The 14,126-nt window shown below is 55.7% G+C and carries 11 protein-coding genes; 5 read left to right on the forward strand and 6 right to left on the reverse strand.

The window, feature by feature from the left end:
* Positions 1 to 66 precede the first annotated feature (66 nt).
* Entirely contained in the window at positions 67 to 2,268 is a 2,202-nt protein-coding gene (gene katG / locus HPY67_14940; protein NPV06014.1) for a catalase/peroxidase HPI, read from the forward strand.
* A 161-nt stretch (positions 2,269 to 2,429) separates the two neighbouring features.
* The gene (locus HPY67_14945) at positions 2,430 to 3,623 is read left to right on the forward strand and encodes a pyruvate carboxyltransferase (protein ID NPV06015.1); all 1,194 of its coding nucleotides are present in this window, start codon (positions 2,430 to 2,432) and stop codon (positions 3,621 to 3,623) included.
* 235 nt (positions 3,624 to 3,858) lie between these two features.
* Here the strand turns inward: HPY67_14945 and cadA are convergent, their stop codons facing one another.
* From cadA to HPY67_14975, 6 genes are all read right to left on the reverse strand, one after another.
* Positions 3,859 to 6,009: a cadmium-translocating P-type ATPase gene (gene cadA, locus HPY67_14950; protein NPV06016.1), complete on the reverse strand. Its 2,151-nt coding sequence runs from the start codon at positions 6,007 to 6,009 to the stop codon at positions 3,859 to 3,861.
* Positions 6,010 to 6,027: 18 nt separating this feature from the next.
* Positions 6,028 to 6,807: a metallophosphoesterase family protein gene (locus HPY67_14955; protein ID NPV06017.1), complete on the reverse strand. Its 780-nt coding sequence runs from the start codon at positions 6,805 to 6,807 to the stop codon at positions 6,028 to 6,030.
* Between the two features lie 20 nt (positions 6,808 to 6,827).
* Entirely contained in the window at positions 6,828 to 8,816 is a 1,989-nt protein-coding gene (locus HPY67_14960; GenBank protein NPV06018.1) for a protein kinase, read from the reverse strand.
* A gap of 8 nt (positions 8,817 to 8,824) precedes the next feature.
* A complete protein-coding gene (locus HPY67_14965) occupies positions 8,825 to 9,136 on the reverse strand; it encodes a hypothetical protein (protein NPV06019.1) in 312 nt (103 codons plus the stop codon).
* A gap of 39 nt (positions 9,137 to 9,175) precedes the next feature.
* A complete protein-coding gene (locus tag HPY67_14970; GenBank protein ID NPV06020.1) occupies positions 9,176 to 9,442 on the reverse strand; it encodes an SHOCT domain-containing protein in 267 nt (88 codons plus the stop codon).
* A gap of 73 nt (positions 9,443 to 9,515) precedes the next feature.
* Entirely contained in the window at positions 9,516 to 9,893 is a 378-nt protein-coding gene (locus HPY67_14975) for a hypothetical protein (protein NPV06021.1), read from the reverse strand.
* Positions 9,894 to 10,187: 294 nt separating this feature from the next.
* Here HPY67_14975 and HPY67_14980 point away from each other — a divergent pair, with 294 nt between their 5' ends.
* From HPY67_14980 to HPY67_14990, 3 genes are read left to right on the forward strand one after another with little or no spacing between them, the layout of a single operon-like run.
* Positions 10,188 to 11,978 carry a PAS domain S-box protein gene (locus tag HPY67_14980; protein NPV06022.1) on the forward strand — a complete coding sequence of 597 codons (1,791 nt, stop codon included), beginning with the start codon at positions 10,188 to 10,190 and terminating at the stop codon, positions 11,976 to 11,978.
* Between the two features lie 2 nt (positions 11,979 to 11,980).
* Positions 11,981 to 13,357 carry a sigma-54-dependent Fis family transcriptional regulator gene (locus tag HPY67_14985; protein ID NPV06023.1) on the forward strand — a complete coding sequence of 459 codons (1,377 nt, stop codon included), beginning with the start codon at positions 11,981 to 11,983 and terminating at the stop codon, positions 13,355 to 13,357.
* An 8-nt stretch (positions 13,358 to 13,365) separates the two neighbouring features.
* Positions 13,366 to 14,097 carry a peptidoglycan-binding protein gene (locus HPY67_14990; protein NPV06024.1) on the forward strand — a complete coding sequence of 244 codons (732 nt, stop codon included), beginning with the start codon at positions 13,366 to 13,368 and terminating at the stop codon, positions 14,095 to 14,097.
* Positions 14,098 to 14,126 lie beyond the last annotated feature (29 nt).

Here is a 14,126-nt window from a genome sequence, read left to right on the forward strand (position 1 = left end):
GCAACAAGGCAACGATACCCGGAATTTGGAAGATGAACGTCTTGCCCGACGGAAGGAGATGAAACCATGACTGAAGACAGCAAGTGCCCGCTAACGGGCCAGGCGCATAAACCGATTGCCGGCCGCGGCACGTCGAATCGGGACTGGTGGCCGAACCAGTTGAACCTCAAGATCCTGCATCAGCACTCCCGCAAGAGCAACCCGATGGACGAGGGGTTCATTTATGCCGAGGAATTCAAGAAGCTCGATCTCTCGGCCGTGAAGAAGGATCTCTACGCGCTGATGACCGACTCGCAGGACTGGTGGCCGGCCGACTGGGGTCACTACGGCGGGCTCATGATCCGGATGGCGTGGCACAGCGCGGGCACCTACCGCATGGGTGACGGCCGCGGAGGAGCGGGGACCGGCTCCCAACGCCTGGCTCCCCTCAACAGCTGGCCGGACAACGTGAACCTGGACAAGGCACGCCGTCTTCTCTGGCCGATCAAGCAGAAATACGGCAGGAAAATCTCCTGGGCCGACCTGATGATCCTCGCCGGCAACTGCGCTCTGGAGTCGATGGGATTCAAGACCTTCGGCTTCGCCGGCGGGCGCGAGGACGTCTGGGAACCCGAAGAGGACATCTACTGGGGCAGCGAGGACACCTGGCTCGGCGACAAGCGCTACTCGGGCGACCGCGATCTCGAGAACCCGCTGGCCGCCGTGCAGATGGGCCTGATTTACGTGAACCCCGAGGGGCCGAACGGCAACCCCGATCCGGTCGCGTCGGGCCGTGACGTCCGGCAGACCTTCGCGCGGATGGCGATGAACGACGAGGAGACCGTCGCGCTCGTCGCCGGGGGGCACACCTTCGGCAAATGCCATGGCGCCGGTCCCGCATCTTACGTGGGACCCGAGCCGGAAGCCGCCCCCATCGAAGAGCAGGGTCTCGGCTGGAAGAGCAGCTTCCGCAGCGGCAAGGGCGGCGACACGATCAGCAGCGGCATCGAGGGCGCCTGGAAGCCGAACCCGACCCAATGGGACATGGGCTATCTGAAGGTGCTGTTCAAATACGAGTGGGAGCTGGTCAAGAGCCCGGCCGGGGCGCATCAATGGCTGGCCAAGGACGTGGCCGAGGAGGACATGGTGGTCGATGCGCACGACCCGTCAAAGAAGCGCAGGCCCATGATGACCACGGCGGACCTCTCCCTTCGCTTCGATCCGATCTACGAGCCCATCGCCCGACGATACCTTCAGAACCCGAAGGAATTCGCCGATGCCTTCGCCCGGGCGTGGTTCAAGCTGACCCACCGCGACATGGGTCCCCGCTCGCGCTATCTCGGCCCGGAGGTGCCGGCCGAAGAGCTCATCTGGCAGGACCCCATCCCGGCCGTCGATCACAAGCTGATCAATGCAAAGGACATCGCCTCCCTAAAAAGCAAGATCCTTGCCTCGGGCCTGTCCGTCTCCCAACTGGTCTCGACGGCCTGGGCGTCGGCATCCACGTTCCGCGGCTCCGACATGCGGGGAGGCGCCAATGGGGCTCGCATCCGCCTCGCCCCGCAGAAGGATTGGGAAGTCAACGAGCCGGCGCGGCTGGCGAAGGTGCTCAAGACCCTGGAGAAAATTCAAAAGGAGTTCAACAGCGCTCAGTCCGGCGGCAAGAGAGTGTCCCTCGCCGACCTGATCGTCCTGGGCGGATGCGCCGGTGTTGAACAGGCGGCGAAGAACGCCGGCTGCAAGGTGAGTGTCCCCTTCTCCCCGGGCAGGATGGATGCGTCGCAGAAGCAGACCGACGTGGCCTCGTTTGCCGTCCTCGAGCCGAAGGCGGACGGTTTCCGCAATTACCAGAAGACCCGGTACGCCGTTTCGGCCGAGGAAATGCTGGTCGACCGGGCGCAGCTCCTGACGCTGACCGCGCCGGAGATGACCGTCCTCATCGGCGGCATGCGCGTCCTGAACACCAACTACGGAGGCACGCGGCACGGCGTCTTCACGAAGCGGCCGGAGGCCCTGACCAACGACTTCTTCGTGAATCTGCTCGACATGGGAACGACGTGGGCACCGGTGTCGGGCGATGGGGATGTCTTTGAAGGGCGGGACCGCAAGACGGGTGCGCTCAAGTGGACCGCCACGCGCGCGGATCTGATCTTCGGCTCGAACTCCCAGCTCCGCGCCCTGGCGGAGGTCTACGGGTGTGCCGATTCGCAGGAGAAGTTCCTCCGCGACTTCGTCGCGGCGTGGAACAAGGTCATGAACCTCGACCGTTTCGACCTGGCCCGGAAGTGACAGAGACGCGTCGGGGAGTTGTCTGTGGGAAGGGGAGCAGCGGGCGGTGAAGCCGCCGGCGTAACCGGGCACCGCCCCCTCCCTGCTCATCCCGCCGGGATGAGCGATGGGACGTCAACCATTCAGATCAAATCTAATCGAAAGGGAGGTATTGGAGAGACATGGCGACGGAGTACGATTTCTGGAAGATTTTTCCCCGGATGCCGAAGAAGGTCATGATCGGCGACATCACGATCCGCGACGGGTTTCAGCACGAGGAGAAGTTCATCTCCACGGCGGCCAAGATTTTCTACGGCCAGGAGAGCATCCTGGCGGGCTGCAGGGAGCTGGAGGTGACGAACCTGGGCAGCCCCGAGGGGATTCCCCAGTTCCGCGACGCCGAACAGGTGATGCAGGCCATGCGCAGCGACGGGTTCAGGAAGCGCTGCGCCCGGGCGAAGATCGACATCGACAAGGACGTGACCTTGACGTGCGTGACGATCCGCGAGCCGGCGGTGGACCGGGCCATCGAGATGAAGAAGAAGGGCTACGGTCCGGACCGGATTTTGATGATGGTGTCGACGGATCCGGAGCATCACTTTGCCAACTCGGGCACGACGCTGACGCAGTACTGGCGTGAGGCGGAGCGCTGCATCAAGAAGGCGACGGATGCGGGAATCAAGATGTGCGGCACGGTGTCGACGATATGGGGCAGCCCGATCAGCGGGGCGACGAAGCTGGAGGACGCGGTGGAGTTCACGAAGCGGTGGTTCTCGATCGGGGCCTTTGACATCGAGCACGCAGACCATGACGGGTCGGCCAACGCGGCGGACGTGTACCGGTATTTTTCGATGATCCTGGATGCGATGCCGAACCCGGAGGCGCACCTGTGCCACCTGCACGAGACGAAGCGGATCGCCTCGTCGTCGATTTTGGCGGCGCTGCAGGCGGGGATATGCCGGTTCGAGGGGACGTTCGGAGGGCTGGGGGGCCAGCCGGCGAACTTCCTGGACGACTGCCCGGTCCGCGGCACCGGCGAATACTATTACAAGGATCCGCGCTACGTGGGTCTGATCTGCCTGGAGGATCTTCTGGTGCAGATCGACGAGCTGGGGATCGAGCACGGCTACGACGTGGACCGGATGCTGTGGCTGGGCCAGAAGATGGAGAAGACGATCGGCCGCAGGCTGCGCAGCGAGGCGGTGATCAACGGCCGGACGGAGAAGGCGGGGCATCCGCGCTTTGCGCGCCCGGGCCTGAAGAAGCTCATCGAGAAGGAAGGCGAGAAGCCCGGCCAGCGGGTTCCGCCCGATTGGCCCGAGAAGGCGCAGCTGCCCGAGAAGTGGGGCCCGTCGGCGCCCGTTTGGAAGAAGTAGACTGAACGTCCGCGGCAGGGGAAGATTTTCTCTTCCCCTGCCGCCCGGTCGAAGACGGAAGCGGACAGCGAGATACCAAAGAAAACGGGACCTTGAACACAAGGTCCCGTTTCGTTTGCTGGCTCCCCGTGTGCAACCCTCTTCATAACCGTTCTCGTTCTCCGGCTGTTAACCGAAAACCTGCAATATCGATTGGTTATAAATTTGTGGCTGGTTTTAGGTGCAGGAAACATTCTTAATCTGATTTTACTTTCAAGGCTGGGTTCTCATGAAGCGTCCGCGTTGCGTTAAGCAATGCAAGAAGGGCGGTTCCCATATCGGCGAAGACGGCTTCCCACATAGTCGCCATCCCAAAAGCCCCTAGAAAAATGAAAACGCCTTTGACGGAAAAAGCCAACGCGATATTTTGCCAGACAATTCGACGGGTATGCTTGGCGAGCCCGACCGCTTCGGCCATTTTTGCCGGTGCGTCGGTCATCAGCACCACATCGGCGGTTTCGATGGCGGCGTCCGAACCGAGGGCACCCATGGCCACTCCCACATCTGCCCGGGCCAAGACCGGCGCATCGTTGATACCATCTCCAACAAAGGCAACCTTTCCGTCCCCTTTGGTATCCGTGAGGATTTGTTCGAAAATGCGGACCTTGTCTTCGGGTAGCAATTCGGCATGAAATTGATCCAGATTGAGAGCCTTGGCAACGCTTGCGGCGGCGCACGCGTTGTCCCCCGTCAACATCACAAGTTTCGAAACCCCATCTGCCCGCAGCCGTTCCGCGGCCTGCTTGGCATCCGGTTTGAGCTGGTCTCCGATTAGAATGTAGCCGGCGTATTGATCATCCACCACTACGTGGGCCACGGTGCTGTCAAAAACACATTGCCCATGGTCGAGCTGTCTCTCATGCAAAAGTGCATCGTTGCCGACGGCGATAATTTTTCCGTCAAAGAGAGCTTTTACCCCTTTTCCGGGAATGGCAACGTGGTCGCTTACCAGCGATTCATCGATAGCAAGTCCTTTGCTCTTCATCGCTTCTACGATGGATTTGCCGATGGGATGATCGGAGTGCAGCTCCACCGCAGCGGCCATTTGCAGCACCTGATCAGATGAAAATCCATTGTCGGTCACGACCCGATCCACCGTGAAAACGCCGCATGTCAAGGTGCCGGTCTTATCAAAGACCACTGTTTTGACTTTTGAAAGGGCATCGATAAACATTGATCCCTTAATCAAGATTCCGCTGCGCGAGGCCCGGCCGATTCCACCGAAATAACCGAGCGGGATGCTGACCACCAGAGCACAGGGACAGGAGATCACCAGTAAAACCAAGGCGCGATATATCCAGGTCGAGAATTGAGCGTCATTCATGAGCAGTGGCGGAACCAGGGCAATAGCCGCTGCGATGGCCACCACCGCCGGTGTATAGTAACGGGCAAAAGTAGTGATGAACTTTTCAGTGGCCGCCTTTCGGGTAGCCGCGCTTTCCACCAGTTCCAATACGCGCGCAATCGAAGACGCCTCAAAAGGCTTTGTGACTTGAACCGCGAGCGCCGAGGACTTGTTAATACTGCCAGCAAGGACGAGGTCTCCCGGACGTATTTGAACAGGAACCGGTTCGCCGGTCAAAGGTGACGTGTCTATCTGCGAGGTTCCTTCAATCACCTTGCCATCTAGGGCGATTTTCTCGCCGGGCTTGACCAGGATGATTTCGCCCACGTTCACTTTCTCGGGTGTTGTTTCCTTAAAACCGCTTGCGGTTCTGAGCAAAGCCCGGTTTGGTCGAGCCGCCAATAGCCCGCGGACTGATCGTCGAGACTTGGAAACCGCCATATCCTGAAGCAGTTCGCCGACCTTGAAAAACAACATCACTCCAACCGCTTCGGATAACGCATGAATGGCCATGGCCCCGACCGTGGCAAGGACCATGAGTACATTCTCATCGAAGAACTGTCCGCGCCTCAAGGTCCGCAGCGCACCTGTGAATACGCTCCATCCGGACAGCAAATATGCCATTAATACAATGGGATATTCCACCCACGCCCATGGCAGTTGGTGTAATTGGTCTTCAGTAAACAGGTGAACCGCAAAAATAATGCCCGCGATGACGATAACCCCGACTTGCTTTCGAAAATTGCCTGCCTCTGTTGGCCGGTCGATGTCCGCTTTCGAATCCTGGGTTGTGGTCTCGATCTTGACGTCGGGTTCGATCCGCATGATTGTCGCGAGAGCTTTCGATAAATCAGCCGCCCTCAAATGCAAAGTAAGGTTGGCGAAATCCAAAGTCGCCGCTTCAACGCCTTCGGTTTTTAACAGTTCCCGCTCGATCTTGGCCGCGCAGGCGGCGCAATCCAGATTTTGAACCCGGAACCTCTTTTCTTGAATGGTTTGCATATAGTGATTCCTCGCTGTTTATCTATCACGAGACGCCAATTTATAAATTTCGCACCTATCGGGCGTATCCCCGATAAGAAGCCTTTGGGCGTCCCGTCGAAGAAAACCTCGCTCACCTATCAAAGCGATCACCCGATCCACGTCGTAATCAACTCGCCTGATTTGCAGAGTTTTCCAATCGCTATCGTATATTACATATTTTGCGCGCGGATCGCCATCTCGGGGTTGGCCGACTGCGCCGACATTGACGATATACCGATATTTCGACCTAAGTTGAATGGTTTCCTGCTGCAATGGATCGAACTGAAGATCCTTTCCATCATAACCCATGAGCATCATGTGGTGGGTGTGCCCGACGAAGGCAATGTCGAAACCATTTGACGTAAATGTCTCCCTGATTTCCGAAAAACTCATGTGGTTCAAGTAATCCGTCGGTGAATCAGGCGGGCAGCCATGCACCATGAGCGCCCCTTCCATTTCCAGATAGCGGGGAAGCGTTCCAATATAGCGCAACGACGCAGATGTTAAATATTTCAGGGTCTGTTCCAGGGAGCGTAACGCTTGGGTTGAAAAATCGCCACGATATTTCTTATCCAGCACAGCCAGTTCGTGGTTGCCGAGAATATTCGGTATGCACCGCTTTTCCAAAAGGTTAAGGACTTCTTCTGGTTGTGGACCATATCCGATGGCGTCGCCCAGATTGACAACCCGGTCAACACCTGACCGCTCAATATCTTCCATGCAGCAGCCAAATGCTTCAAAATTGCCATGAATATCTGACATCACCGCTATTCTCATAGCTTAGCTAAACGCCTCTCTCATTTCGCCGAATCGCCAACAGCGGCACTTTCAACTGTTCTGAAACCAATTTCCTCGAATCCCTCCCAAGGGAAACGCTCAACGACCGTGGGCAAAGAATTTTTATCCTTTGGAGCCCCCTCGACCCCACCAATAACCGCATAGCGATGTGTTTTCGATACTCCCCCGGATGGCTGGCCCTGTCCCTCTGTAAAAACCCATTCACCGATTTCATGGTTCAGCCCCTTTATGCCCAACAGGTTCGGTGAAAAAGACGCGGCTGACAGTAAAAAATCGGAGCCCATCGGCTCAGCGCCGCCTTTGGCGCTCGGATTTGGCTCAGGGGATGCGTTGCTCCGCTTCTCTCCCGGCCAATTCTCCATTTCGTTTTGCCAGTCTCCCATCATCCGCATCATACCTTCCATTGGTGGTACACTAACATCTCTTGAGGGTTCTTTCACCGTCGAGCTGTCGGTCCCCTTGACCATGGCAAAGAGCATTTCCACTTGTGTCGGCAGTCGTCTGCCAAAATATTGAGCGAAAGCCGAAGCGCCATAACCGGTGACGCGAAGGACGGGGCTGGACGCATAGGCTGGATCGCTTGTATGAAATTCGTTGTTGCGGTAAACGATCGGTTCATACCCCGAACGTACCTCGCCCAACAAAAACCAGTTTGCTCCATTGCCTTTTACTACGCCGCTTTCTATGGAAATTTTTGAAAGGTTATGATTCAAGAAACCCACAAACTGCTGATTCGTGACGAAGAACTCGTCCATATAAAAGGGAGCGACCTGAACCGACTGTTCATCATCTCCACCCGCTACATCGGGAATCGTAAACGCTCCTCCTTGAATGAAGTGCTGTTTGCCAAGGTGTTCAGCCGCGAAGGATTCATCCTTACCCGGCCTTGATTTGGTTTCGTGTTGGCTAATGGATGTCGATAAGGCACCCTTTTGCGTTCGCAAACCGGGTTCGCCCGTTAGATGCCAGATGGTCATTGACGTGACCAATAGCACCGCGGCAATGATCCCTGCCCATATCCATTTGGCGTTCGAAAAAGGGGAAGCGGAATTTGATCTGGACCATTTTTCTGCCTTTTTTTGAAGCTCCAGTCCCTGGATGACGCGTTCAAGTTGTCCGAGCAAGTCCCGGACCGACTCCGTCCGCTCGTCTCTGCTCTCGGCCGTGGCCATTTGAATGATTCGGTCCAGCTCCTGGAAAAAAGGTGATTCGGTTTTGGCCAGTTTTGCGTTTTTAAACGGCGTCGTTCCAGACTTGATTTTGCCGTCAACGGCTTCAAAAAGTATCTTGCCCAGGGAATAAACATCGGCGCGCTGATCGGCCCTTTTGAAATCGAAAAAATGTTCCGGAGACATGTAGTGAGGCGAACCTTTCACGTCCATGGACTGGGTGACCGGTTTCAGCCTGCTCGAACGGGCCAGGCCGAAATCGGCGATTTTGGGCGTGTCCTGGTCCATGAGAATATTTTCAGGTTTGAGATCGCGGTGCACGATGCCGCTGTCGTGCAGTGCCATCACACCCGCCAACAGGGGAAAAAAATACCGCCTCACCCAGGTCTTGATAAGAGCCTCTTCCGGGTAGAATCCTTCCTCAGACATGGTGTCTCTAAGAGACCCGCCGGGAATGTATTCCATGGCGATGTACTCTACGGACGCGTCCTGATCGCACTTTTTTACGGTGATGGCGTCATGGTCGAAAACCTGTAAAATATTGGGGTGCCGAATCTGAGCCATGGCCTGGACTTCCCGCCTGAACCGCTGGACCAGTGTTTCGGCCTCTTCATCGCCCTCGTCGATGGATTCGAGCCATTCCCGCGAAACAACCTTGATTGCCACATCGCGATTCAGATTGTTCTGGTGCGCACGATAGACCTCGCCCATTCCGCCCTTGCCGAGAAATCCGAGGATCACCCATTTATTGTTGAGCACATCCCCGACCTTGAGCGTGGTTTTGCATGAAGTTGTCATCTCATATGCTTTCAACGCCATGGTCGCTTTCAGTCTCCATTACCGGGTTTGCCTCGCAGCGACTGAATTGTTCCGGATTGTTTGTCGATGAGGACCTCATCGATGAGACCGCCGTCCTTTTCTACTATTCTGGCAATGTAATAGCGCCCGGTGTTTTTTAAATCCTTCAGGCCGTATTTTTCCCATTGATTGTCATTAATGTGCCGGTTGATGATGATTCTGGCAGTGGCCGTTCCCATGCCGTCAAAATATTTTGCCAGGGCATCCTGCTCAGCGCCTGCCAGCTCCACATCCGTCGATCTTTGGGACTCACCTGTTTGATAATCTTTTTTTGATTGCATGGCGACACTTCCTTTCCAATTTATAGCAACCGACACCATTTATGGCTGAGAGAGTATTTGCCTCATTTTAATAAATTCTTCCCGTGAGATTTCCCCTCTGGCGAATCGCGCCTTCAAGATAGCCTCGGAATCGAAACGATCCTGAGACGGTCCCTGCGGGCCATGCGCTTGGGCCTTAAATATCCGAATTGCAAGATACACAATCAAAAAAATAACCAAGCCCCATATCAGCAGAGACAGTAAACTCCCCGGGAAAAATCCACCCCACCAGCCTCCTGACATAGGTCCGTAATCGCAGCCCCACATGACCAGATCTCCTTATCGGTTTAATAGCGAGGCGGCCGGAAGCCGCCCGGCCGTCTCATCATCTTTATTGATGTTACCACCAGCACCCGTATCCGCCCATCCGGCCGTAGTATCCGGAGTATCCGGCATTCGGAGCCGGCAGGTTGTGCGAACGCGCCTGGGCGCTCAACTTGTCGTGCAGGACCGTGATTTCCCGACTCAGCTCCGCGGCCCGTTTGGGGTCGGGATTAGACGTTGCCAGCAGCGCGTTGTATTCGCCCTGTTTAGCGGCCAAGTCCTGACGGAGTTGGGCGGTTTGATCGTAAAATCCCTGATAGTTGCCGCTGTAATACCCCGCCATCGGCCCACCTGTGGGGCCGCCCCAGTAGCCATCCCAATAGCAGGCGAAAGCCTGCGTTCCGATCAATGCGGTGAAGGCCACCGCCACAACGATGAGAATCGCCTTTTTCATGTTTTTACCTCCAGTGTGTTTTTTTCTACATAAACTGAATGTCCATGGCACCATGGTCGCCGTTGCTTTTACTGATATCAAATTGCGTGCCATAAAACCAAAAATACAATCTATGTATTTGAATTTTTTGATATAAATAGATATGAAGAGGTGGACATTCAGAGCCTTTGAAGGTTAACCACCCCACCATCTGTGGCCATATTACCCAATATTCCCATTCCAAAGAAAATGAACTGTTGCCAAAATACCCACTCATGTGTATACTATTAAAAAAACAAGGAGATCGAGGTTGCCATGATTCCAAAAACAATTCGCCGAAAACGGACCAGCCTACCCACATCGCCTTGGGTCATCATTGGATCGGCGGTAATTTTGCTGATCGTCGCGGTGGTGCTGGCCTACCAAAATTACAGCCGAGAAAAAAAATACATGTCCCAGATCTTGAGTGAAAAGGGCGCCGCAATCATCAAGGCGGTGGAGGCCGGCGCCCGGACCGGAATGATGGGCATGATGTGGGGCGGGCAGCAGGTTCAAACCCTGATCGAAGAAACCGCCCAGGTTCCGGACGTCCTTTACATTACGGTGGTGAACAACCAGGGGCTGGTTCTGGCCAGCAGCAATCGCGGATTGATTGGCACCCAGATGAGCACGGATTCGCCTGAAGGCAAGCTAAGTCCGTCGGAGGGAATCAACTGGCGTTTTAGAAGCATCGACAACCAGCGGCATGCGTTTGAAGTGTACCGATATTTCCGGCCTATTTCCGGCCGGAACACCTGGATGGGCAATCACATGGGCCGGATCATGCAAGGGCGCGGCATGATGATGGGGATGGATAATGACTGGTGCTTTCCTTCGACAAGTGCCGACGAAGAACAGGTGATGCTGGTTGGTTTGGACCCCCAACCCTTTGAGGACGCGCGTTTGGAGGATATCCGTAACACGGCCATTATATCAGGCGTATTAGTTGTCTTGGGACTGGCCGGTTTCATATCCATGTTCTGGTTGCAAAGCTATCGCTCGGCCAGGCGCTCGCTTCAAGATACCAGCGCGGTGGCGGACCAGGTGGTGACCAGTCTCCCCGTCGGGTTGATCGCCACGGATAAAAACGGAAAAATCGCATTTTTCAACAGCGCCGCCGAGCGTATCACCGGACTGGATCTGTCCCAAGCACGAGGTAAGGAGTCCAACGCTGTTCTGCCATATCATCTTTGCGGATTAACGGAATGCCTGGACCGAGGCGAATCGATATCCGAAAAAGAAATGGAATGCGAATTCGCCGAGGGCAAGGTTGTTCCGGTTAGCATCAGCGCATCGAAAATTATCAACGAGGAAGGGCGATTTGTCGGGCAGGTTCTGATCATTCGCGATCTTGGCGAAATCCGCCGCCTTCAGGATGAAGTCCGCCGCAAGGAAAAACTGGCGGCCATCGGCGGCCTTGCCGCCGGTGTGGCCCATGAAATCAGAAATCCCTTGAGTTCCATCAAGGGCATCGCCTCTTATTACAAGAGCAAGTTCGAGGAAGGCAGCGAGGATAGGGAGATGGCCGGGGTCATGATCGAAGAAGTGGATCGGTTGAGCCGGGTGATCAGTGAGTTGTTGGAGTTCGCACGGCCAACAAAGTTGAAGCCGAAGCCGTCGGATCTGAACGAGATTTTGATGCATTCGGTCAGGCTGGTTCAACAAGAGGCGGCCGCAAAAAACGTTGATATTCAATTACATCTCACACCCGATATCCCAGATATGAACGTTGATCCGGACCGTCTGACCCAGTGCTTTTTAAATCTGTACCTGAACGCCTTGCAAGCCATGGAAAAGGGCGGTCAACTGACCGTCTCCAGCGCCATCAGGGAAGACGACATATTTGCGATTGATATCAAGGACAATGGTCGTGGAATATCTGCGGATGACTTGAGCAAGATATTCGACCCCTATTTTACCACCAAACCCAAGGGGACCGGACTGGGGCTGGCGATTGTTCATAAAATCATCGAAGCCCATCAGGGGCAGATCAAGGTCCGCAGCGCCCTTGGTCAAGGCACCGTTTTTTCCATTGCCCTGCCCTTGCAGAACGAAAAAATGAGGTAGATATGACCGCACCAAGCTCATCTCACATCTTGATCGTCGATGACGACACGAATCATTTAAAAACCCTTCAAACCATTGTCAGAAGCTGGGGCTACCAGGTGTTCACGGCCGATGACGGCGCAAAAGCAGTGGAAAGCGTCAAGGCAAGGCCCTTCGCCCTGATTCTGATGGACGTCCGCATGGCCCATATGAGCGGTATCGAGGCCCTGAAACAAATCAAGCAATACAACCCAGCCATACCGATTCTCATCATGACCGCCTATTCTTCCGTTGATTCGGCGGTTGAGGCCCTAAAGGCCGGGGCCTACGATTATTTAACAAAGCCCCTGGACTTTGAAGTGCTTAAGATAAGCCTGGCGCGCGCCCTTGAGCATTCCGGCCTGAAATCCGAAAACGCCACCTTGAAATCTAAACTGAGCGCTGACTACGAACTGAAAAATATCATCGGAAAGAGCCAACCGATGAAGGCGCTTATCGACATGATGGCCATGATCGCGCCATCGGAGGCAACCATATTGATCACCGGGGAAAGCGGGACAGGAAAGGAGTTGATCGCGAAATCCATCCATCACAACAGCCAACGCAAGGACCGGCCGCTGGTAGTGGTCAATTGCGCGGCCCTTACCGAAACGCTGTTGGAATCAGAGCTTTTCGGTCACGAGAAAGGCGCTTTCACGGGCGCGGACAGACGCCGCGAGGGCCGCTTCATGCAGGCTGACAAGGGCACCATTTTTCTGGACGAAATCGGCGAGACTTCCGCCGCGATGCAGGCCAAACTGCTGCGAGTCATCCAGGAGCGGGAAATCCAGCGAGTCGGCGGAGAGGAGACCCTGCGCGTGGACGTGCGGATTCTCGCCGCGACCAACCGAAACCTGGAGGAGGATGTGAAAAACGGAAAATTCCGTGAAGACCTTTTCTATAGACTGAACGTCGTCACGCTTCGTATCCCGCCGCTACGCGAACGCCAGGATGATGTTCCTGTACTCGCTCAGCATTTCCTGGCCAAGTACGCGACCAAAAACCACAAGCGGGTTAAAGGCTTTTCGCCGCTGGCAATGGATATGCTGCTCAAATACGCTTGGCCCGGCAATGTCAGGGAACTTGAAAACGTCATTGAGCGCGCCGTGATTCTCCTGCCGGACGAGCACGTCACCGAAAAAGAACTTCCCGCCACCATCACCGAAAGCTATGCCGAGAAAAGCGACTGGGCGGCTCCGCCGCCACCGGTTGCAGCCAACCGCCCCTTGGAGGAAGTTGAAAGGGAGGCGATTTTGGCCACGCTTGAAGACAGTGGCGGGAATAAAAGCGAAACAGCGCGCAGGCTTGGCATCAACCGCAAGACCCTTCACAAGAAACTCAAAGATTATGGAATAGATTGAGCTTCCTAATGGAAAGCGAATTCTTAACGGTCCTTGGCTTGGCGACGCTTCCGGCGCTGGGAAATTTCAGCGGCGGCGTGCTCGCTGAGTGGCTGCGGCCGTCGAAAAAAACACTCAATCACGCCCTGCATGCTGCCACCGGAATTATCCTCGCAGTTGTTGCGGTCGAAGTGATGCCGGCTGCACTTGCTGGCGCGCCGGCCTGGCTGCTCGCCTTGGCTTTCATGGGAGGTGGCAGCGCTTACCTGTTCATAGAATCCGGCGTCAAACGATGGCAAGAGGGCAAACAAGCCGGAGCTGGAGCAGGGGCATGGATGGTCTACCTGGCGGTGGCAACCGATCTTGTCGGGGATGGACTGTTCATCGGCACGGGATCGGCGGTGTCGAGCCAAATGGCGCTCATCCTGGCCTTGGGCCAGGTATTGGCGGATATCCCCGAAGGCTTCGCAACCATTGCCAACTTCCGGGATAAGGGCGTGGGGCGGGCCAAACGGCTACTCGTTTCCGCTTCGTTTCTCTTGCCGGTCGTCATTGCCGCTATTCTTGCATACGTCATGCTTCAAGGGCGGAGCGAAATTATAAAAATGGCCGGACTAGTCTTTGTCGCCGGGTTGTATATGCTTGCCGCCATGGAGGATATGATGCGCGAGGCCCATGAGAGTGCCGAAGATAGCCGCTGGTCCGCGCTTAGCCTTCTTGCGGGCTTCGCCATTTTCCTGGTCATCTCGGGATGGCTTTGATTAGATAGAGGTCCCGCTTTTTCATGAAC

The organism is Syntrophaceae bacterium, assembly GCA_013177795.1.
Lineage (GTDB): Bacteria > Desulfobacterota > Syntrophia > Syntrophales > UBA2192 > UBA2192.

What these genes read in the sequence shown, in the direction of transcription:
- HPY67_14960 (NPV06018.1), bottom strand. Translation starts at nt 8,816, where the DNA reads ATGGCGTTGAAAGCATATGAGATGACAACTTCATGCAAAACCACGCTC.
- cadA (NPV06016.1), bottom strand. Translation starts at nt 6,009, where the DNA reads ATGCAAACCATTCAAGAAAAGAGGTTCCGGGTTCAAAATCTGGATTGC.
- HPY67_14975 (NPV06021.1), bottom strand. Translation starts at nt 9,893, where the DNA reads ATGAAAAAGGCGATTCTCATCGTTGTGGCGGTGGCCTTCACCGCATTG.
- HPY67_14965 (NPV06019.1), bottom strand. Translation starts at nt 9,136, where the DNA reads ATGCAATCAAAAAAAGATTATCAAACAGGTGAGTCCCAAAGATCGACG.
- HPY67_14990 (NPV06024.1), top strand. Translation starts at nt 13,366, where the DNA reads ATGGAAAGCGAATTCTTAACGGTCCTTGGCTTGGCGACGCTTCCGGCG.
- katG (NPV06014.1), top strand. Translation starts at nt 67, where the DNA reads ATGACTGAAGACAGCAAGTGCCCGCTAACGGGCCAGGCGCATAAACCG.
- HPY67_14985 (NPV06023.1), top strand. Translation starts at nt 11,981, where the DNA reads ATGACCGCACCAAGCTCATCTCACATCTTGATCGTCGATGACGACACG.
- HPY67_14970 (NPV06020.1), bottom strand. Translation starts at nt 9,442, where the DNA reads ATGTGGGGCTGCGATTACGGACCTATGTCAGGAGGCTGGTGGGGTGGA.
- HPY67_14980 (NPV06022.1), top strand. Translation starts at nt 10,188, where the DNA reads ATGATTCCAAAAACAATTCGCCGAAAACGGACCAGCCTACCCACATCG.
- HPY67_14945 (NPV06015.1), top strand. Translation starts at nt 2,430, where the DNA reads ATGGCGACGGAGTACGATTTCTGGAAGATTTTTCCCCGGATGCCGAAG.
- HPY67_14955 (NPV06017.1), bottom strand. Translation starts at nt 6,807, where the DNA reads ATGAGAATAGCGGTGATGTCAGATATTCATGGCAATTTTGAAGCATTT.